The following is a 19,680-nucleotide window of genomic DNA, read 5'->3' on the forward strand; positions in this document are numbered from 1 at the left end:
TCCATGGTAGAGGGACGGACCTAAGCCTCAGTCCTTCGCTTTTCCATAGCCGCCCGCCGTCGGCGTGATCACGGTCACCGCCTCGCCGGCCTGAAGCAGCGTCTGGTCGGAGGGCTTCAGCTCCTCGACTTGCCCGGAAAGCCGGCGCACCAGCGTCCTGCCGAGCTGGCCAGGCTCGCCGCCCTTGACGCCGAAGGGCCGCACCCTGCGGTGCGAGGCGAGGATCGCGCAGTCCATCGTCTTGAGGAAGCGGATGGTGCGGCTGGTGCCGTCGCCCGCTGTCCATTCGCCCTTGCCGCCCGAGCCGAGGCGGATATGGAAATCCTCCAGCACGACCGGAAAGCGCGTCTCCAGAATTTCCGGGTCGGTCAACCGCGAATTGGTCATGTGGACGTGCACGCCCGAGGTGCCGTTGAAGCCCGGCCCGGCCGGCGAGCCCGAGCAGATCGTCTCGTAATACTGGTACTGGTCGTTGCCGAAGGTGAGGTTGTTCATCGTGCCCTGCGAGCAGGACATCGCCTGAAGCGCGCCGAACAGCGTGTTCGTCACCGCCTGCGACACCTCGACATTTCCGGCCACGACGGCCGCCGGATAGCGCGGCGCCAGCATCGAGCCTTCGGGCACGACGATCCTGATCGGCCGCAGGCACCCGGCATTCATCGGGATGGCGTCGTCGACCATGACGCGGAAGACGTAGAGCACCGCGGCGCGCGTCACCGGCGCCGGCGCGTTGAAATTGTCCGGCCGCTGCTCCGAAGTGCCGGTGAAATCGACCGTCGCCTCGCGCTTTTCGCGGTCGATGGTGATCTTGACCTTGATCGCGCAGCCCTGGTCCATCGGATAGGTGAACTCGGCATCGTGGAGCTTGGTCAAAAGCCGCGCCACGCTCTCGGCCGCATTGTCCTGGACATGGCCCATATAGGCCTGCACCACGTCGAGACCGAAGGAGCCGATCATCTTGCGCAGCTCAGCCACGCCCTTCTCGTTGGCGGCGATCTGCGCCTTCAGGTCGTTGACGTTCTGCACGACGTTGCGCACCGGATAGCGCGCGCCGGTCAACAACTTGATCAGTTCCTCCTCGCAGAAGCGGCCCCGATCGACGATCTTGAAGTTGTCGATGTAGACGCCCTCTTCCTCGATATTCGTCGCCAGCGGCGACATCGAGCCCGGCGCCGTGCCGCCGACATCGGCGTGATGGCCGCGACTCGCCACCCAGAACAGGATGTCCCTGTCCTGCGCATCGAAGACCGGCGTGCAGACCGTGATATCCGGCAGATGCGTGCCGCCATTATAGGGCGCGTTGAGGCAGTAGACATCGCCCGGCCGGATCACCGGGTTGTTCGAGATGACCGTCTCGACCGAACGGTCCATCGACCCCAGATGCACCGGCATATGCGGGGCATTGGCCACGAGCGCGCCGGTCTGGTCGAAGACGGCGCAGGAGAAGTCGAGCCGCTCCTTGATGTTCACCGAATAGGCGGTGTTCTGCAGCGTCACGCCCATCTGCTCGGCGATCGACATGAACAGGTTGTTGAAGATCTCGAGCATCACCGGATCGGCCCTGGTGCCGATCGCCGCCTGCTGAACCAGCGCCTTCACGCGGACGAGAACGAGATGGTCCTTGGCCGTGAGCTTCGCGCTCCAGCCCTCCTCGACGACGACGGTCTGGTTCGGCTCGATGATGATCGCGGGGCCGGCAACCCTCTGGCCAGGCAGCATCGCCTGGCGCCGGACGATCGCCGCATCGTGCCATTCGCCCTTGGCGAAGAAGCGCGTGCGCTCGGCAACCGCCGGCTCGCCCGCCTGCTCCGAAGCGGCAGCTTCCTCGAACTTGGCGCCGCCGCCGACGGCCTCGACCTCGACGGCCTCGACGACCAGCGCCTTGGTCTCGTCCATGAAGCCGAACCGCGCCTTGTGCGCCGTCTGGAAGGCCTCCTGCATCGCAGCGCGCGTGCCGGCAGGCACGGCGATGGCCGTGTCGGTGCCGGCATAACGGATATGGGCTCTGGTATGGATGGCGATGTCGCCCTCCGCCACGCCTTGCCCCGCGACTTCCGCGCGGGTCTCGGCTCCGAGCTTCTCGGCCACAGCCTCGATCGCCGCCTTGGCTTCGCCGTCGAGCGGGACATCGAGCGCCGCGGTGCGTGTCGAGCGGATTTCGGCGAGCCCCATGCCATAGGCCGAAAGCAGGCCGGAGAACGGATGCAGCAGCACCGTCTTGATGCCCAGCGCATCGGCCACCAGGCAGGCGTGCTGACCACCGGCGCCGCCGAAGGAGTTCAGTGCGTAGCGGGTGATGTCATAGCCGCGCTGAACCGAGATCTTCTTGATCGCCTCGGCCATATTGGCGACGGCGATCTGGATGAAGCCGTCCGCAACCTCTTCCGGAGAGCGGCCGTCGCCGACCTCCTTCGCCAGCGCCGCGAATTTCGCCCGCACTGTCTCGACATCGAGCGGCTGATCCTGCTTCGGCCCGAAGATCGCCGGGAAATAGGACGGAATCAGCTTGCCGACCATCACGTTCGCGTCGGTCACCGCGAGCGGGCCGCCACGGCGATAGGCAGCCGGGCCGGGATTGGCGCCGGCCGAATCCGGGCCGACGCGGAAGCGCGCGCCGTCATAGTGGAGGATCGATCCGCCACCCGCAGCGACCGTATGGATCAGCATCATCGGCGCGCGCATCCGCACGCCCGCAACCTCGGTCTCGAAGGCGCGCTCATATTCGCCGTCGAAATGGGCGACGTCGGTCGAGGTCCCGCCCATGTCGAAGCCGATCACCTTGTCGAAGCCGGCCGAGCGGCCGGTCTCGGCGAGGCCGACGACGCCGCCGGCGGGGCCCGACAGGATGGCATCCTTGCCCTGGAACAGCTCGGCGGCGGTCAGCCCGCCCGAGGACATCATGAACATCAGCCGCGCGCCGGTGCGGGCAACGTCGAGCTCCTCCGAAACCTGCTGCACATAGCGGCCGAGGATCGGCGAGAGATAGGCGTCGACCACGGCGGTGTCGCCGCGCCCGACCAGCTTCACCAGCGGCGAGACCTCGTGGCTCACCGAGACTTGCGGGAAGCCGATATCGCGGGCGATGCGGGCCGCGACCTGCTCATGCGCCGAGTAGCGATAGCTATGCATGAAGACGATGGCGACGGCGCGGAAGCCGGCATCGTACTGCGCCTGCAGCGCGCTGCGGATCGCCGCCTCGTCGGGCGCACGCTCGACAGTGCCGTCGGCCAGCACGCGCTCCTCGATCTCGACGACGTCGTCGTAGAGCTGCTCGGGCTTGACGATCTCCTTGGCGAAGATGTCGGGCCGCGCCTGGTAGCCGATGCGCAGCGCGTCGCGGAAGCCCTTGGTGGTGACGAGCAGCGTGCGGTCGCCCTTGCGCTCGAGCAGCGCGTTGGTGGCGACGGTGGTGCCCATGCGCACCTCGCCGACGGCGCCGACCGGAATCGCCTCGCCCGCCTTCAGGCCGAGCAGATCGCGGATGCCCTGCACGGCCGCGTCACGATAGGCGCCGGGATTCTCCGAKAGCAGCTTTCTGGCATGGAGATTGCCAGCCGGATCGCGCCCGATCACGTCGGTGAAGGTGCCGCCGCGATCGATCCAGAAGTCCCAACAGGCTGCCGACATAAGACGTTCTCCCCTCCGCCGCGCCAGCTTCGTACTACGCTGACGTTTCATCGATAAATCGTCGATGAGTTATTGACAAGGCGATTCCGCCGGCTACGATCCCAATTGTGGCTGGAACATGGCTGAGGGGCCGGGCCGGCACGAAAGCGGAGGATGTGACGATGCGAGCAACCCTGGCAACCGGGCGCGCACGCGCTATCGACCTGCGGGAGCGGCGCGCGCCATGATCCGCCGCACGCTCGATACGCTCTATCTCCTGGCCGGGTATCTCGCCGGCTTCTTCCTCGTAGCGATCTTCGTGCTGATGATGCTGCTGTCGGTCGGCCGCGAGATCAACCTCAACGTCCCGTCGGGTGACGACTTCACCGGCTGGTCGCTCGTCGCCATGGCCTTCCTCGGCCTCGCCCACACTTTCAAGAAGGGCGAGATGATCCGGGTTGGCCTGCTGCTGGAGCGCCTGCACGGCCCCGCCCGCCGCATCGCCGAACTGGCCTCGCTCACTATCGCAGCAGCCTTCCTCGCCTATTTCACCTGGCAGGCAGGGCGGCTCGCCTATGACTCCTGGCAGTTCTTCGACATGTCGACCGGCGTGATCTCGGTCCCGCTCTGGATTCCACAGCTTGGCATGGTCGCCGGGTTGGCGATCCTGCTTCTCGCAGTCGTCGAGGAGTGGGTCATCGTCGCGCGTGGCGGCAAACCGACCTACGAACCCGCGCCGCCGAAGACGACGGAGGAACTGATCGAGCGCGTCGCGCAAGGCGGAGGCGTCTGACGATGAGCCTGCCGCTTCTCTCCATTGTCCTGCTCGGCTTTCTCGTCCTTATCCTCGCCAGCGGCGTTTGGATCGCCGTGGGCCTCGGCCTCGTCGGCCTGCTCGCGATGCTGCTCGTCACCGACATCCCGATCGGGCAGGTGCTGGCGACGACGGTCTGGAGCGCTTCGGCCTCCTGGACGCTGGCGGCGCTGCCGCTCTTCATCTGGATGGGCGAGATCCTGTTCCGCACGCGGCTTTCCGCACAGATGTTCCAGGGACTCTCCCCCTGGCTGCAATGGCTGCCCGGCCGCCTCGTCCATACCAACATCGTCGGCTGCGGCATCTTTGCTGCCGTCTCGGGTTCTTCGGCTGCGACCTGCGCCACCATCGGCAAGATCGCCTTGCCGGAACTGAAGAAGCGCGGCTACGACGAAGGCATCAGCATCGGCACGCTCGCTGGCTCCGGCACGCTCGGCCTGCTGATCCCGCCTTCGATCCCCATGGTGGTCTACGCCGTCACGGCCAACGTGTCGGTGCTGCAGGTCTTCCTCGGCGGCTTCCTGCCCGGTGCTCTCGTGATGGCGCTCTACATGGGCTACGTCATGATCTGGTCCTGGCTGAATCCGGGCAAGATTCCCCCCCGCGATCCGCCGATGCCGTTCCTGGCGAAAGTGCGCCAGTCGGCCAATCTCGCGCCCTGCCTGCTGCTGATCGCTGCTGTTTTCCTGTCCCTTGTGCTCGGCTTTGCCACCGCAACCGAATGCGCCGCCTGGGGCGTGACCGGCGCTCTCGTCCTCGCCTGGTGGAGCGGCACGCTGACCTGGCAGACCTTCTTCGAAAGCGTGATGAGCGCGACGCGCCTCACCTGCATGATCATGCTGATCCTGGCCGGCGCGGCCTTCTGCACGGCGGCGATGGCCTATACCGGCATTCCGGCCGCGCTGGCGGAGTGGGTCAAGGGCCAGTCGCTCTCGCCGCATATGCTCGTGCTGGCGCTGACCTGCATGTACATCATCCTGGGCTGCCTGATCGACGGCATCTCGATGATCGTGCTGACCGCCGTCATCGTCCTGCCGATGGTCAAGGAGGCAGGTTTCGATCTCGTCTGGTTCGGCGTCTACCTCGTGATCCATGTCGAGATGGCGCAGATCACCCCGCCGGTCGGCTTCAATCTGTTCGTACTGCAGAACATGAGCGGCAAGGACACGATGACGATTGCGAAGGCGGCATTTCCGTTCTTCATTCTGCTGAACATCGCAGTCATCATCATCACGACCTTCCCGCAGATTGTGCTCTATTTGCCGAAGCTCGCCTTCCCGGACTGATCCTCGGCACAAACCATCACAAGCAAGAAGAGAGGGAATGACATGATCAACCGCAGACACATGACCGCCGCGGCCTTAGCCTTCGGGGTCAGCGCGCTCGCCTTCGCCATACCGGCCTCGGCGCAGACCAAGTGGAACCTGCCCAACGCCTATCCGTCGGACAACCCCCACACCGAGAACCTCGCCCTCTTCGCCAAGGACGTCGAATCGGCGACGGGTGGCAAGCTCCAGATCACGGTCCATGCCAACGCCTCGCTGTTCAAGGCACCGGAAATCAAGCGCGCCGTCGCGTCCGGCCAGGCCCAGATGGGCGAAGTTCTGATGTCGCTGCATGAGAACGAGGACCCGGTCTACGGCATCGACGTCGTGCCCTTCCTGGCCACCAGCTTCGCCGACTCGCGCAAGCTCTACACGGCCTCCAAGGCCGCGATCGAGAAGAAGCTCGATTCGCAGGGCATCAAGCTGCTCTTCATGGTTCCCTGGGCGCCGCAGGGCGTCTACGCGAAGAAGGACATCAACAGCGTCGAGGACATGAAAGGCCTGAAGTGGCGCTCCTACAATGTCGGCACCGCCCGCCTCGGCGAGATGCTCGGCATGCAGGCGGTGACGATCCAGGCGGCAGAGCTGCCGCAGGCGCTGGCGACCGGCGTGGTCAACTCCTTCATGTCGTCGGGCGGCACCGGCTACGACTCGAAAGTCTGGGAGTCGCTGACGCATTTTTACGACGTTCAGGCCTGGATCCCTAAGGACGCCACCTTCGTCAACAAGGCCGCCTTCAACGCGCTCGACAAGGCGACGCAGGACGCGATCCTCAAGGCCGCCGCCACCGCAGAGGAGCGCGGCTGGAAGATGTGGGAGGATAAGGCCGGCTGGTATCTCGACCAGTTGAAGAGCAAGGGCATGAAGGTGCAGGCCCCCTCGCCCGAGCTCGCGAGCGGCTTCAAGAAGGCCGGCGACACGCTGACCACCGACTGGCTGAAGAAGGCCGGTGCCGACGGTCAGTCGATCATCGACGCCTACAAGAAGATGTGAGGGTCATCCCGCCCGAGCGCGGGAACCACAACCGAAACCCCTCTCCCATCGAAGTCGGCGGTTGCCGGCTTCGACACTTAAAGGTGTTGATCTCGGGCAAGCCCGAGATCAATGAGGGTCCCCCGCGCATTATCCGGGTTGCAAGCATGCCCTCTGCCCCTGCCGACGACCTCGGCCCGATCGTCTCTTCCGGCCATCTCGCATCCGGAGCCTTGCCGGCGCTCTCGGAATTCGAGTTCGCCATGAACATGACGGTCCATGCCTTCCAGCGCTGGATGATCCGCTGCATGGCGGCGGCCGGCGTTCCCGATCTATCGCCGCTCGACGTGCTGGTGCTGCACAACGTCAATCACCGCGGCAAGCCGAAGCGGCTCGCCGATGTCTGCCTCGTCCTCAATATCGAGGACACGCATCTCGTGAACTATTCGATGAAGAAGCTCGAACGGCTGAAGCTGTTGAAGGCCGGCCGCAAGGGCAAGGAAAAGACCGTCGAGGTCACGCCCGCCGGCGAGGAGGCCTGCCGGCGCTATGCCCAGATCCGCGAGCAGCTTCTGGTCAAGTCCGTGCGCGCAACCGGCGCCGATCCCGCGCGGCTGTCGGAGATCGCCGCAGCGATGCGCTCTCTGTCGGGCCAGTACGACCAGGCGGCGCGGGCGGCGGCGAGTTTGTAGTCAGGCCGCGCCACCCGGCTCCGGCAGGCCCGCGTAGCGTTGGGCATACTCCGCTTCGAGCTTCGCGTGCCGCGACCAGAACCCGCGCCGCGGACTGCCGCTGAGCAAATCCTCCAGCAGGCCGAGATGCATGTGCCAGCCGCCGGAAACGCTGGTCATCTCCGCATTGCTGGGGAGCTTGCGATGCGTCACCACCAGCAGGACCTTGTCGCCTTTCGGGCTCAGCGCGAACTCGACCTCGGATTCCGCCTCGCTGCTACCACCCCAGGTGAAGGCGATGATCCGCGGCGGCTCGCAGCGCGTGATCGCGCCGGTCGCGCGCACGCCGTTCTCGTGCACCTCGCGGTAGGCCGCCGGCGGCGCCTCGTCCGTGATTTCAGAGTGCTTGAACAGGAGCTCGGCCCGCCCACCGACACGTAGGTCGAACGGCCCCGATGCCAGCCACCGGCCGCGCTTGTCCGATTCGGTGATGTAAGACCAGACGCGCTCGACCGGCCCCGGCAGCAGGCGCTCGAAGCGCACGGCTCCGCTTTCCAGCACGGCACCATATTCGCTCATCGCGTGTCTCCCTCGCCCGTCTCGGGCTTTGCGAGTTCCTGTTCCAGCAGATCGAGATGGCGACCCCAGAAACGCCGCACCCGGCGCAGCCAGGCGTCGAAGGCGTCGAGCCCGGCCGGATCGAGCCGGTAGATTCGCTGCTGGCCGCGGACCTCGACCGTCACCAGCCCGGCCTCCCGCAACACCTTGAGATGCTGCGAAATCGCAGGAGGACTCGCGCTGAAGCGCGCGCCGATCTCCCCGGCCGGCAATGCACCTTCCGCCAGCAGCTCGACGATGCTGCGGCGGGTCGGGTCGGCAAGGGCGGCAAAGCGGTCCATGCCGAAATTAATTCCGCCATCACTTAATTAAGTCAACACTTAAATTTCTGACACGCGGCTGCTATGCTGCGACGCAGGATTGCCTCCGGCCGCAGAGTCGGCCAGTGCTGGCACGCCTTTGAGAACCGACGACCCGGACATGACCTCCCGCAACGCCTCGCTCGCCGGCATCGCCATGATGCTCCTCGGCATCCTGCTGTTTTCGCTCAACGACGTGATGGGCAAATGGCTGGTCGCCACCTACACGGTCGGGCAGGTCTTGGTGATGCGCAGCCTGGTCGCGCTCGTCGTCATCATGCCCTTCGTCTTCAAGCAGGGCGTGCAGCGGACCTTGAGGCCGGAACGCCCCGGCCTGCAGGCGCTGCGCGTGCTCTTCGGCTCCGCCGAGGTGGCGTTGTTCTATCTCGCCGTCAGCTATCTGCCGCTCGCGGACACCATGACGATCTGGCTCGCCGCGCCGGTCTGGGTCGTCATCCTCGCGGCATTGCTGCTGGGAGAGCGCGTCGATGGCTGGCGCTGGCTCGCCGTCGCTCTCGGCTTTGTCGGTGTCGCCGTCGCGCTCAATCCTAGCGGCGCGAGCCTGTCGATGCCGGCGCTGATCGCCGTCGTCGGCAGCTTCTTCTTCGCCGCGATGATGATCGCCGGCCGGCAGTTGCGTGGCACGCCGGACGTGACGCTGGTCACCTGGCAGACGCTCGGCGCGCTGCTGATGGGTCTGGCGCTGCTACCCTTCGGCTGGGTGACGCCGAGCCTCAAGGACGCGGCCTTGCTCGGCCTCCTCGGCATCGTCGCCATGACCGCGCATATCTGCGTCACCCGCTCGCTCAAGCTCGCCGAAGCCTCGGTCGTCGTTCCCTATCAGTACACGCTGATCGTCTGGGCGCTGGTTTTCGGCTGGTTCATCTTCGGCGACTGGCCGACGCCGGCAATGCTGTGCGGCGCGGCGCTGATCGTCGCAGCGGGCCTCGTCCTGCTCATCCTCGAACGCCGGGCCGCCCCGGCGCCATCAGTGCTTGAAGCGACGGGAGCCGGCGCTCCCTGATGCCCGCGGACTGACGACAGCCGGCAGGATAAGGGCTTGCCGGGAGCCCCGTTTCGACTCGGTCCGCGCCCCTCAGTAAAGGCGCGTACGATAGCCTTCCTCGAGATTGCGATCGGCCTCGTCGCCATCGACGGCCTTGGTCTGGTCGGCGATGATGCGGCCGAGCGTCGGGAAGCTGTGACGCGGCACCTGCGAGGCCGGATCCCACAGCTTCGAGCGGATCAGCGCCTTGCCGCAGTGAAAATAGGCCTCCTCGACCTCGACGATGAGGCCGGTGACCGGCGCACGCTCCAGCATGGCGGACGGCGCCAGCAAATCGGCATCGCGCGTCGCCCGTCCCTTGCCGTTCACCCGCAGCGTCTCCGGGATGCCGGGCACCATGAAGACGAGGCCGACGCCGGGCGCAGACATGACGTTGCCGAGGGAATCGACCCGGTTGTTGCCGCGCCTGTCGGGGATCAGCAGGGTCTTGTCGTCGAGCACGCGCACGAAGCCGGGCCCGTCTCCGCGCGGGCTCGCATCGGCGTTGCCCTGCGCATCGCAGCTGGCCAGCACCAGGAACGGCGAAAGCGCGATGAAATCGCGGCAGAACCGGTCGAGCCTGCTCAGTACCTTGCCCGTCGCCAGCGGATGGACCGGGCCGATATGGCTGCGCAGGGCATCGCCATCCGCGATGCGCGCGGCCGGGTCATCGAAGCAATTCGTCATGGCGTCTCCCCTATCGACGGACAATCTGTCCGAAGCCGGCGAAGCGCACCAGCTCGGCATCCGACGAGACGCCCCGACGGGTTCGCATGACGCCGCGACTGTGACCGTAAAGCCCCCAGGGCGCTCCGCAACGCCAACGAGAAGCATCTTTTCTTGACCCTCGCCCGCGGCATCGCCATCGTGCCGTCTAGCTTTGCCCTCCTGAAGAGGCCTGATTCCATGCGCCGCGCCCTGCTGCGAACCGCCCTCGTCTCTCTCGCTTGCCTGACGGCCTTTGCCGCCGGCGCGACCGGCCGCCGCTACGTCTACCCCTCCGACCGGGCGGAGGAGCGCATTATTCCCTATTCCGGCAACGTTCCCGCCTGCGAGGATCCTGCCGTGCTGGACGAGCTGACGAGCTGGTTCAACTCCCGCGAAGCGAAATTCTGGGGCCCGCTTCGCGCCGTGAGTTATGACCGCATCGGGCAGATCGGCTTTCGCTCCTGGGGCGATGACTTCATTCCGCGCCGCTTCTGCACCGGTCGCATCTTGCTCAACGATGGCAACTTCCACCGCGTCGATTATTCCGTACGCGAGCGTCTCGGCCTCTTCGGATGGACCTGGAACGTCAACTGGTGCGTCAGCGGCCTCGATCGCAACCGGGCCTACGCGCCCGACTGCCAGATGGCGCGCCCCTAACGCGCAGAGCGTGCCATGATGAAGCGCCTCGCACTCGCGGCCCTGTCGCTGCTTTGCCTCGGCGCTGCCGCATCCGCACAGGGCTTCGGCTCGCGCGGCGGCACGCCGGGCGATTTCGATTTCTATGTCCTGGCCCTGTCCTGGTCGCCGGGCTTCTGCGAGCTCGATGGTGACCGCACCCGCAACCGTGAGCAGTGCGGCGAAAGCAGCGGTCTTCGCTTCGTGGTCCACGGCCTCTGGCCGCAGAACGAGCGTGGCTATCCGAGCGATTGCGGGCCCGCCGGCCGTTCGCCCTCGCGGATCGCGCTGGGCGAGGCCGATGGCTTGTTTCCGAGCGAGAGCCTAGCCCGCTACGAGTGGCGCAAACACGGCACCTGCAGCGGATCGAGCCCGAGCGAGTACTTCCGCGATGTCCGGCGCGCGCGCGACAAGGTGACGATCCCGCCGGTTCTCGCCAAGGCCGATCGCGACCAGAGCTGGACGGCGATCGATCTCGAACGCGCTTTCGTCGCCGCCAATCCCGGCCTGCGCACCGATATGATGTCCGTCGCCTGCAAGCGCGGCGTGCTGCAGGAAGTCCGAATCTGCCTGAGCAAGGACCTCCGCGAGTTTCGCAGCTGCCAGCAGGTCGATCGCTCCGGTTGCCGCGCCCGCGAATTCACTGTCGTCGCGCCGCGCTGAAAGCGGCTGTCATGATGGCCTTTGCCGCTTTCAGGCGCGGGCCGCATGATCTACGAACGCAGCCATGAACTACCGCCACGGCTTCCATGCCGGAAACTTCGCCGATGTGCTCAAGCATGTCGTTCTCACCCGCATCCTGCTGCATCTCGCTGCCAAGCCGGCGCCCTATCGCATCATCGACACCCATGCCGGCAGCGGACGCTACGATCTGGGCTCCGAGGAAGCGCTTCGGACGCATGAGTGGAAGGATGGCGTGGCGCGGGTCGACCAGTCGCCGCTCGCCCCTGCGGTCGAGGAACTGCTCGCCCCCTGTCGCGCCGCGCTTGCCGGTATCCGCACGCTTTACGGCCCCGGAGCCTATCCGGGCTCGCCCTGGTTTTGCCGCCACGTCATGCGGCCGGACGATCGACTGATCGCGGCCGAGCTGCATCCGCCGACCTATCAGAAGCTCGTCGAGGCGATCGGTCGCGACAAGCGCTGCAAGGCCCTGGCGATCGATGGCTGGACGGCCTTGAGGGCCAATGTTCCGCCCAAGGAGCGCCGCGGCCTCGTCCTGATCGACCCGCCTTTCGAGCAGAAGGACGAGTTCGCGACTCTCGCCGACCAGTTCATCGCAGCTCATCGCAAATGGCCGACCGGCATCTATGCGCTCTGGTATCCGGTCAAGGACCTGCGGGCGGTGGAGGGTATGATGGACGCGATCACCGATGCCGGAATCACCCGGCTCTTGCGCCTGGAGATCGCGGTCGATCGCCCCGAGGCAGCCGGTGGACTCGGTGCGACAGGCCTGTTGATCGCCAACCCGCCATGGCTGCTCGCCAAGGAAGCGGAAATCCTGCTGCCGGCCCTGACCGAGCGGCTCGCGCAGGGGCCGCGAGCGCGCTATCTCTGCGAAGCGATCCGCCCCGACGGCTGATCGCCTGCTCTCCCCGAAGGAACCCGTCGATGCTCGTCCTGCGCTCCTCCCCCGCCTCGCCCTTCGGCCGCAAGGTCAAGCTGGCGGCTCTCGAACTCGGGCTGATGGACCGCATCGAGATCGTCGCGGCCGACACGACCGATCCGTCGGATCCGCTGCGCCAGCAGAACCCGCTCGGAAAGATTCCGACACTGATTCTGGAGGACGGCACGACGCTGTTCGATTCGCGCGTCATCCTCGACTATCTCGACCATATCTCTGGCGGCAGGCTCATCCCCAGCGGCCAGGAGCGTTTCCTGCAGCTCCGTCTGCAAGCACTTGCCGACGGCATCGCCGACGCGGCCCTGCTCCAGGTCTATGAAGGCCGCTTCCGCCCGGAAGAAGGGCGCAACCCGAACTGGCTGTCCCACCAGGAAGGCAAGGTGGCGCGCGGCCTCGCCGCGCTGGAGGCAGAGCCGCCCGCCTTCCCGGATCGCCCGCGCATCGGCGAAATCGCGCTGGCCTGCGCACTCGGCTATCTGGATCTGCGCTTCGAGGGAAAATGGCGCGCCGCTCATCCCAAGCTCGTCGCCTGGCTCGACGATTTCGCGGCCCGCGTCCCGGCCTTCGAGACAACACGCTTCAAAGGCTGAACAGTTCGAATAAAGCGCCACATCGGCCATGCCGATGTCTTGATCATTCTGGGCCGCCGGCAGTCAAAAGCTGCCGGCGTTTTTATTGCCGAAGCCTAGCGGTGTATTCCGTCAAGTCGAGGCAACAAAAAAACCCGGTGGCCAAGGCCACCGGGTCTCTCAAATCCGACGTGGGTCGGATCAGAACTTGTAGCTGAGGCGAGCGCGGACGACCGAGAAGTCGGTGCCGACCTTGCCGGTGCCAGCAAGCGTGGTGAGGTTCTTGTCGCCGAGGTCGACGTAGAGGTACTCGACGCCAGCGATGATGTTGTTGGTGATGGCGTACTCGAGACCGCCACCGAGGGCCCAGCCGCCGGTGTGGGTGCGATCGGAGGAGAAGCCGATGCCCGGGATCGAGGTCTTCACGTTACCGTAGGCCCAACCACCGGTGATGTAGGGCATGAACCGGTCGAAGGCGACGCCAAGGCGAGCACGGACGGTGCCGAAGTACTCGGTCTTGACGCTGGCGCCGAAGAAGTTGCCGCCGGAGCTGAGGTCAGCACCCTGGATGTCAGCTTCCGCGCCGACCACGAACTGGCCGATCTGGTAGTTGTAGCCAACCTGACCACCGCCGACGAAACCGTCGAGGTTGCCGATGTTGTTGAAGCCGTTGCTGTTCACGTTGCCCCAGCCGTAGCCGGCGTTGGCACCGACGTAGAAGCCGGTCCAGGTGAAGACCGGAACGTAAACCGGAGCAGCAACCGGGCCCTTGCGGGACGGCAGGTCAGCAGCAGAGGCGGCGCCAGCGGCGACGATGCCGAGCGCGGCAACGCTCGCAAGCAGAAACTTCTTCATGATAAACTCCTTAGTCGTCGCAAGCGCCGGACAAGCCGGCAGGTGATTTCGATGGGCCCGTTATAGGACAGGGCAACGGCTTTGTCTGTTGCATCGGAAGCACATCTGCCGTGCAGACCGCGGCAGAAATGCGGCACGAATGCGATAACTGCACGCAAATAGGTAAAGCCAGGTTAACCACGCTGTTCGCACCAGCCATGCCAAATCGAATACTAATAATGCGCTAACCCTGCTCGATAACCGGAACGGGTCCGGGCGACGAACGCAGGCCGCAGTCTAAGGTTCCGCAATTTCAACGAGATCGGGCCGGAGCTTCCGGCACTAAACTTGCCGCACCGGACCGGACATGCTTAAGCCTTGAAATCTCAAGAAGTGACGGAACCGTGCCTCCTCTCTCGATTTTCATCATCGCGCTGAACGAAGTGGACCGGATCGGGCGCACCATCGAGGCCGCCCGGGCGCTCAGCGATGACATCGTACTGGTCGACTCGGGCTCGACCGATGGGACCCAGGCCCTGGCAGAATCGCTCGGCGCCCGTGTGATCTTCAATCCATGGCCGGGCTACGGCCAGCAGAAGCGCTTTGCGGAAGAGCAGTGCCGCCACGATTGGCTCCTCAACGTCGATGCCGACGAAGTGCTGCCGCCCGATCTCGTCGCCGAGATCGCCGCGCTTTTTGCCAGCGGGCCGCCGCCGGCCGACGCCTACAAGATTCGCATCGCCGAGATCTTCCCTGGAGAGAAGGCGCCGCATCGCTTCGCCTACGCGCTGGCGCCCGTGCGGCTCTATCGCAAGAGCTGGGGCCGCTATTCGCTTTCGCCCGTACACGATCGCGTCGATCTGCTGCCCGGCACCAAGGTCGGGAGGCTGAAGGGGACGATCCATCACTTCTCCGTCCGTTCGCTTGGCGAGCAGATGGAGAAGCTCAATGCCTATAGCGATGCCCAGGCGGATGATCTCGACGCCCGCGGCGAGACGCTCTCGGCATTCAGGCTCTTGGCTGAATTTCCCGCCAATTTCGTCAAGGCCTATATCGGCCGTCGCCATGCGCTGCGCGGCGTCTACGGTTTCATGACCGCCATGAACTACGCATTCTACCGCTATCTGCGCGCAGCCAAGCACTGGGAGCGCCGGCTGCAGCGGCGCTCTTCCGTAAAGGGCACGGTGACGCCCGGCGACCGGCCCTCCTCTGATGACTGAGGTCGCGCTGGTCACGGGCGGTGCGAGGCGAATCGGCCGCGCGATCGTCACGCGACTGGCGCAAGCCGGCTACGCCGTCGCGATCCACCATGGAGACAGTCGCGACGAGGCCGAAGCCCTGGCCGCGGAGCTGCGCGGCGCGGGCGCGGTCTGCTGCACCCTCGCAGCCGATCTGGCCGACGCGCAGGCCGTGTCTGCCCTGTTCCCGGCAGCAGAGCAGGCGCTGGGGCCGGTGACGCTGCTGGTCAACAGCGCCGCGAGCTTCGTCAACGACGACGTCCGCTCGCTCGACGTCGCAGCCTGGGATCGCCAGTTCGCTGTCAATCTGCGCGCGCCCTCGCTGCTGATCGGAGCGCTGGCGACGCATTTGCCGGAGCAGGCGAGCGGTGCGGTCGTCAATATCGTCGACCAGCGCGTCTGGAAGCTCACGCCGCAATATTATTCGTACACGCTGACCAAGGCCGCCCTGCTCACCGCGACCCGGACGCTGGCACAGGCGCTCGCTCCACGGATTCGTGTCAACGCGGTCGGCCCCGGCCCGACCTTTCCCAACGCCTATGACGGCGCTGCGCTGATGGAGCAGGAGGCCGCGGCGACCTTGCTCGGCCACAAGGTCTCTCCGGGCGAGATCGCCGAGGCCGTGCTTTACCTCGCGAGAGCGCGCTCGGTCACCGGCCAGATGATTGCCGTCGATGCCGGCCAGCATCTCGGCTGGCGTACGCCCGACATCGTCGGCTGATTCTCAGGCACCATCGTCGGGCCGATAGGGAGCACGCCCGCTCGCCAGCGCCGAGTCGAGCAGTTCGAGCCGGTCCTGCCCCCAGAACACCTMGCCATCGAGCACATAGCTCGGCGCCCCGAAGACGCCGGCCTCAACGGCCTGGCCCAGCGCGGCCTCGTAGCGTTGCCTGATCGGCGGACTATCGGCAGCCGCAACCAGAGCCGGCCCATCGAGCCCAGCCCGATCCGCGCAAGCCAGAAGTGCCTCAGCCCGGCGCATGTCTTCGTCGCGTGCCCAGACACCCGCCATCACATCGCTGATGAAGGCAAAGGGATCGCCGCCATCCGCCAGAATCGCGATCGTCATCCGGTCGGCCTGGGAAGGATCGAAAGGAAAATGCTGCGGCTGCAGCACGAGCGGCAGGCCGCGCCGCTCGCGCCAGCGCTGAAGATCGACAAGCCTGTAGCGTTGCCGCACGGGGTGCCGTTTCGGCAGGGGCAATCCGCCCGTTTCGTCGAAAACCGAGCGCAGTGGTATCGGCCGGTAATCGACGGTGCAGCCATGCCGGCGCGCGATGTCACGGAAGGCCGCGTTGCCGAGATAAGTCCAAGGCGAATGCAGCGAGAAGTAATAGGTGATCGAACGGGACAAGGCGGCCTCCAAGGCTTCTTCCAGGCGCAGCATCCCTGCACCTCGTGTCGCTCGCAAGGCCGCGCCCCTGCAGAAAACGCAGCCCGGCTCCGCAAGAAGCCGGGCTGCCGGTTTCGTTGGCCTTGCTCAGGCTGCCCTGTTCTTCAGCGCGCCGATGATCGCTGTCAGGATGGCGCCGCCGGCACCGCCGGCGATCAGGTTGGTCAGGACGCCGCCGACACTGAGATTGCCGCCCTGTGCCGCCGCGCTGATCGCCGGCAGTAAGAGCGGGACGAGCTGGCCGAGTACGCCGCCGCCGACCAGCCCGGAAATCGTGTTGCCCAATGTCCCGAGATCGAAGCTGGGACTGGTCTTGCCGGCCGCATTCCCGCCGATCGCACCGGCGACTAGGTTCATCAGGATCTGTTCCATCTCGGCCCCCGCATGTGAATGCATCGCCCGAAGAACGCCTCTGAGCCGGGGAAGCGATGCATTCCGACCAGCCTGCAGCGACGATGACTCCGCTCGCAGGCCGCGACAAGCGCGATGACCGTTCCGTCGACCGTTTCCTGTTCAGTCGAGCACGATCGCCGAGATCAGGCGCCCGTAATCGGGCTCGCCGCGATGGGTTGTGCGCCGATAGCTGAAGAAGTGCTTCTCGTCGCCATAGGTGCACAGGCCCATATCGACGAAACGCCCGATTCCCGCCTCCTGTGCCTTGAGCATGATGAAGGCCGGCAGATCGAACAGCGCATGGGCCGGCCGCTCGGACGGCGTGAAGAAGCGAGCATAGGTCCGATTCTCTGCCTTGAAGCGCTCGATGAATTCCGGCCCCACCTCATAGGCCTTGGCGCTGATGGTTGGCCCGAGCACGGCCGTGACGCGCTCGCGCCGGGCGCCGAGCTTCTCCATCGCAGTCACGGTCGCACCGACGATGCCACTGAAGGCCCCCTTCCAGCCGGCATGGGCGGCACCGACCACCCGCGCCTCGCTGTCCGCGAAGAGGATCGGTCCGCAATCGGCAGTGCTGACGCCGAGCGCGACATGCGATGCGGTCGTGACCATCGCATCGGCCTTCGGCCGCTCCCCAGGCCACGGGCCGGTGACGACCTCCACATCGGCAGAATGCACCTGATAGAGGCTGACGAGGTGTGTCGGCTCGACCGCGAGGTGCTGCGCCATCCGCATCCGGTTCTCGGCGATCGCGGCCGGATCGTCGGAGGAGCCCATACCGCCGTTCAAGGAAGCGTAGATGCCGGTCGAGACGCCGCCTTCGCGGGTGAAGAAAGCGTGGCGGATGCCGGGCTCTCCGGCGAGTTCGCGGGCGGTGATGAACATGGCTCGAATCCGGTTTGAGCGAAGCCGAGAGGCTTGCTGAAGTCAGCCCAGATCTGGCAGTCGATGAAGGTCAAATCCGGGCAAGGGCGGCAGGTTCCGATGCGATAACGCGAGAACCTTGAACAAATCGCCCATGCCCGTCTCGCCGGACGCGAGCAACCGATCGAAGGCGGCGGAGATCGCCGCGCGTTGGGCAGCATCGGCCTTGAGCGACAACGCCTGCGCCCGCTGCGGGAGACCCAATGCCAAGAGGAAATCGCGCTGGTTCGCGGGGCCGTGCAGTGCCGCGCCAGCGTTGAGCGCTGCCTGCCCGATCCGCTCGAAATCAACATGGACGGTGAGGTCGGCCTCGCCCGGCTCTGCCAGCGGATCGACGAATTCATGCCGCTTCATCGCCTGCAGCGTATCGCCGAAGCCGGAGCGTGCCGAGCCATAGTCGATAAAGAGCGCCGCACCGCCCTCCGTCGCGACATGGCCGGCGACCTGCGCGACGATGTCGAGCGCGAGGGTCGGCTGCTCGAAAGTCGTTCCGGCTGGAGCGGCGGCGTCCAGAGCATCCTCCTTCCCTGCAGCCAGGCCGAATGCCAGATGGCCGGCAGCATCCAGTCCCACCAAGCGCTCGCGCCAACCCTCGGGCGTCATCACGAACTGGTCGAGCGGCAGCGCATCTAGAAATTCGTTGGCGATGACGATCGCCGGGCCGGACAGCGCCTCGGCGACGTTGTCATGCCAGACCGGTTCGCTTCCCTTCAGGGTCGCTGCCTGGCGCTGGCGCAGAACCGGGCTGGTTTCGACGAGATGGACAGAGGCCGCCTCGCGGAAGCCGGGCACGATCCGCATCGCCCGCAGCATGTCGGCCATCAGCGTGCCGCGCCCCGGGCCGAGTTCGACGACGCGCAGTTGCGAGGGTGCGCCCATCGCCTGCCATAGATGGGCGGCCCAGAGTCCGATCAGCTCGCCGAACATCTGGCTGATCTCCGGCGCCGTGGTGAAGTCGCCGTCGCGTCCGAAGGGGTCGCGCGTCATATAGTAGCCATGGCGGGGATGGCCGAGCGCCAGCGCCATATAGCGGCCGATCCCGATCGGCCCCTCCTGCCGGATCAGATCGACGATCTCGGCCTTGAGCGTGCTCACGCACGCACCTCCCCCGGCGCCGCGGTCCGGCTGCGAAGCACGAGCCAGAGCCCGGCGAAGAACACAGGCAGCGACAACAGCATGCCCATGGTGATGCCGCCCGAAAGCGCATTGACGGAGGCGCCGAACAGGAAGCCGAGCTGCGGATCGGGCTCGCGGAAGAACTCGCAGACGATGCGGGCGAGCGCGTAGCCCATGCCGAAGGTGCCGGCGACGAGGCCGGGCCGCCTGAAGCCACCGAAGCGGACGACGAGATTCACCAGGATGAAGAGCAGCAGGCCCTCGCCAAGCGCCTCATAGAGCTGGCTCGGATGGCGCGGCACCGGCCCGCCATTGGGGAATATCATTGCATAGGGAAAGTCCGGCGCCGGCCGGCCCCAGAGCTCGCTATTGATGAAATTGGCGATGCGGCCGAGGAAAAGCCCGATCGGCACCACCGCCGCCGCCAGATCGAACACCGACAGCGCCGGATAGCCGCGCCTCCTGGCGAAGAGCCATAGGCCCAGCGTCGCGCCGATCAAACCGCCATGGAAGGACATGCCGCCCTGCCAGATCGCGAGGATATCCTGCGGGCGCTCAAGATAGCGCGGCAGATCGTAAAACAGCACGAAGCCGATCCGCCCGCCGAGCACGACGCCGAAGGCGACGAAGAGCAGCATGTCGTCGAGCTCGACCGGCTGCGGCCGCGCCCGCGCGCCCCACAGCCCGTCTGAAGCGACGAGCCGGCGCGCATACCACCAGCCACCGAGGAGGCCGACGACATAGGCCAGCCCATACCATTTGATCGCGAGCGGCCCGATCTGGACCGCAACGGGATCGATCATCGGGAAGGGAATGGCGAAAACGGGCATGGGCGGGGTCCGGTAGCGGGCGCACGGTG

At 66.0% G+C, this 19,680-nt stretch carries 21 protein-coding genes; 11 read left to right on the forward strand and 10 right to left on the reverse strand.

What is annotated here, in order from left to right; translation table 11 throughout:
- Window positions 1–27: 27 nt before the first annotated feature.
- Window positions 28–3,627 (reverse strand): hydantoinase B/oxoprolinase family protein, encoded by a 3,600-nt coding sequence (locus tag AC1DIN_RS02790; protein ID WP_476808592.1) that lies wholly within the window; start codon window positions 3,625–3,627, stop codon window positions 28–30.
- A 223-nt stretch (window positions 3,628–3,850) separates the two neighbouring features.
- Between AC1DIN_RS02790 and AC1DIN_RS02795 the strand changes: the two genes are divergently transcribed.
- The 4 genes from AC1DIN_RS02795 (at window position 3,851) to AC1DIN_RS02810 (ending at window position 7,409) form a co-directional block, all read left to right on the forward strand.
- Window positions 3,851–4,399, forward strand: coding sequence for a TRAP transporter small permease (locus tag AC1DIN_RS02795; protein WP_476808593.1), 549 nt, complete (start codon window positions 3,851–3,853; stop codon window positions 4,397–4,399).
- Window positions 4,400–4,401: 2 nt separating this feature from the next.
- The gene (locus AC1DIN_RS02800) at window positions 4,402–5,706 is read left to right on the forward strand and encodes a TRAP transporter large permease (RefSeq protein WP_441469841.1); all 1,305 of its coding nucleotides are present in this window, start codon (window positions 4,402–4,404) and stop codon (window positions 5,704–5,706) included.
- A gap of 42 nt (window positions 5,707–5,748) precedes the next feature.
- Window positions 5,749–6,738, forward strand: a complete 990-nt coding sequence (locus AC1DIN_RS02805) for a TRAP transporter substrate-binding protein (protein ID WP_476808594.1) — start codon at window positions 5,749–5,751, stop codon at window positions 6,736–6,738.
- 146 nt (window positions 6,739–6,884) lie between these two features.
- Window positions 6,885–7,409, forward strand: a complete 525-nt coding sequence (locus tag AC1DIN_RS02810; RefSeq protein WP_441469843.1) for a winged helix DNA-binding protein — start codon at window positions 6,885–6,887, stop codon at window positions 7,407–7,409.
- Here AC1DIN_RS02810 and AC1DIN_RS02815 read toward each other — a convergent pair whose 3' ends face one another.
- Complete coding sequence (locus AC1DIN_RS02815) at window positions 7,410–7,967, reverse strand: SRPBCC family protein (RefSeq protein ID WP_476808595.1); 558 nt, start codon at window positions 7,965–7,967, stop codon at window positions 7,410–7,412. It lies immediately after the preceding gene.
- Window positions 7,964–8,287 (reverse strand): ArsR/SmtB family transcription factor, encoded by a 324-nt coding sequence (locus AC1DIN_RS02820; RefSeq protein WP_441469845.1) that lies wholly within the window; start codon window positions 8,285–8,287, stop codon window positions 7,964–7,966. Before AC1DIN_RS02820 ends, AC1DIN_RS02815 begins: the two co-directional genes overlap by 4 nt.
- A 139-nt stretch (window positions 8,288–8,426) precedes the next feature.
- Here AC1DIN_RS02820 and AC1DIN_RS02825 point away from each other — a divergent pair, with 139 nt between their 5' ends.
- Window positions 8,427–9,329 (forward strand): DMT family transporter, encoded by a 903-nt coding sequence (locus tag AC1DIN_RS02825; protein WP_441469846.1) that lies wholly within the window; start codon window positions 8,427–8,429, stop codon window positions 9,327–9,329.
- Window positions 9,330–9,401: 72 nt separating this feature from the next.
- Here AC1DIN_RS02825 and AC1DIN_RS02830 read toward each other — a convergent pair whose 3' ends face one another.
- Window positions 9,402–10,037, reverse strand: coding sequence for a pyridoxamine 5'-phosphate oxidase family protein (locus AC1DIN_RS02830; RefSeq protein ID WP_476808596.1), 636 nt, complete (start codon window positions 10,035–10,037; stop codon window positions 9,402–9,404).
- Window positions 10,038–10,256: 219 nt separating this feature from the next.
- Here AC1DIN_RS02830 and AC1DIN_RS02835 point away from each other — a divergent pair, with 219 nt between their 5' ends.
- From AC1DIN_RS02835 to AC1DIN_RS02850, 4 genes are all read left to right on the forward strand, one after another.
- Entirely contained in the window at window positions 10,257–10,715 is a 459-nt protein-coding gene (locus AC1DIN_RS02835) for a hypothetical protein (protein ID WP_476808597.1), read from the forward strand.
- Between the two features lie 18 nt (window positions 10,716–10,733).
- On the forward strand, window positions 10,734–11,396 hold the full coding sequence (locus AC1DIN_RS02840; RefSeq protein WP_441470035.1) for a ribonuclease T2 family protein: 663 nt from the start codon (window positions 10,734–10,736) through the stop codon (window positions 11,394–11,396).
- A gap of 64 nt (window positions 11,397–11,460) precedes the next feature.
- Window positions 11,461–12,312 (forward strand): 23S rRNA (adenine(2030)-N(6))-methyltransferase RlmJ, encoded by an 852-nt coding sequence (locus AC1DIN_RS02845; protein ID WP_476808598.1) that lies wholly within the window; start codon window positions 11,461–11,463, stop codon window positions 12,310–12,312.
- Window positions 12,313–12,341: 29 nt separating this feature from the next.
- Complete coding sequence (locus AC1DIN_RS02850; protein WP_441469850.1) at window positions 12,342–12,944, forward strand: glutathione S-transferase; 603 nt, start codon at window positions 12,342–12,344, stop codon at window positions 12,942–12,944.
- A gap of 180 nt (window positions 12,945–13,124) precedes the next feature.
- On the opposite strand, the gene AC1DIN_RS02855 is transcribed toward AC1DIN_RS02850, so the two are convergent.
- Window positions 13,125–13,778 (reverse strand): outer membrane protein, encoded by a 654-nt coding sequence (locus tag AC1DIN_RS02855; RefSeq protein WP_441469851.1) that lies wholly within the window; start codon window positions 13,776–13,778, stop codon window positions 13,125–13,127.
- 383 nt (window positions 13,779–14,161) lie between these two features.
- On the opposite strand from AC1DIN_RS02855, the gene AC1DIN_RS02860 reads away from it, so the two are divergent.
- Window positions 14,162–14,977, forward strand: a complete 816-nt coding sequence (locus AC1DIN_RS02860; protein ID WP_441469852.1) for a glycosyltransferase family 2 protein — start codon at window positions 14,162–14,164, stop codon at window positions 14,975–14,977.
- Window positions 14,970–15,716, forward strand: a complete 747-nt coding sequence (locus tag AC1DIN_RS02865) for an SDR family oxidoreductase (RefSeq protein WP_476808599.1) — start codon at window positions 14,970–14,972, stop codon at window positions 15,714–15,716. The genes AC1DIN_RS02860 and AC1DIN_RS02865 overlap by 8 nt, the downstream gene beginning before the upstream one ends.
- A gap of 3 nt (window positions 15,717–15,719) precedes the next feature.
- On the opposite strand, the gene AC1DIN_RS02870 is transcribed toward AC1DIN_RS02865, so the two are convergent.
- The 5 genes from AC1DIN_RS02870 to lgt form a co-directional block, all read right to left on the reverse strand.
- Complete coding sequence (locus tag AC1DIN_RS02870) at window positions 15,720–16,349, reverse strand: DsbA family protein (protein WP_476808600.1); 630 nt, start codon at window positions 16,347–16,349, stop codon at window positions 15,720–15,722.
- Window positions 16,350–16,475: 126 nt separating this feature from the next.
- The gene (locus tag AC1DIN_RS02875; RefSeq protein WP_441469855.1) at window positions 16,476–16,760 is read right to left on the reverse strand and encodes a hypothetical protein; all 285 of its coding nucleotides are present in this window, start codon (window positions 16,758–16,760) and stop codon (window positions 16,476–16,478) included.
- Between the two features lie 141 nt (window positions 16,761–16,901).
- The gene (gene pgeF / locus AC1DIN_RS02880) at window positions 16,902–17,666 is read right to left on the reverse strand and encodes a peptidoglycan editing factor PgeF (RefSeq protein ID WP_441469856.1); all 765 of its coding nucleotides are present in this window, start codon (window positions 17,664–17,666) and stop codon (window positions 16,902–16,904) included.
- A 42-nt stretch (window positions 17,667–17,708) separates the two neighbouring features.
- Window positions 17,709–18,800, reverse strand: a complete 1,092-nt coding sequence (locus AC1DIN_RS02885; protein WP_476808601.1) for a class I SAM-dependent methyltransferase — start codon at window positions 18,798–18,800, stop codon at window positions 17,709–17,711.
- Window positions 18,797–19,651 carry a prolipoprotein diacylglyceryl transferase gene (gene lgt, locus AC1DIN_RS02890; RefSeq protein WP_476808602.1) on the reverse strand — a complete coding sequence of 285 codons (855 nt, stop codon included), beginning with the start codon at window positions 19,649–19,651 and terminating at the stop codon, window positions 18,797–18,799. The genes AC1DIN_RS02885 and lgt overlap by 4 nt, the downstream gene beginning before the upstream one ends.
- Window positions 19,652–19,680: the final 29 nt, after the last annotated feature.

The organism is Allobosea sp. 05T438, assembly GCF_056396025.1.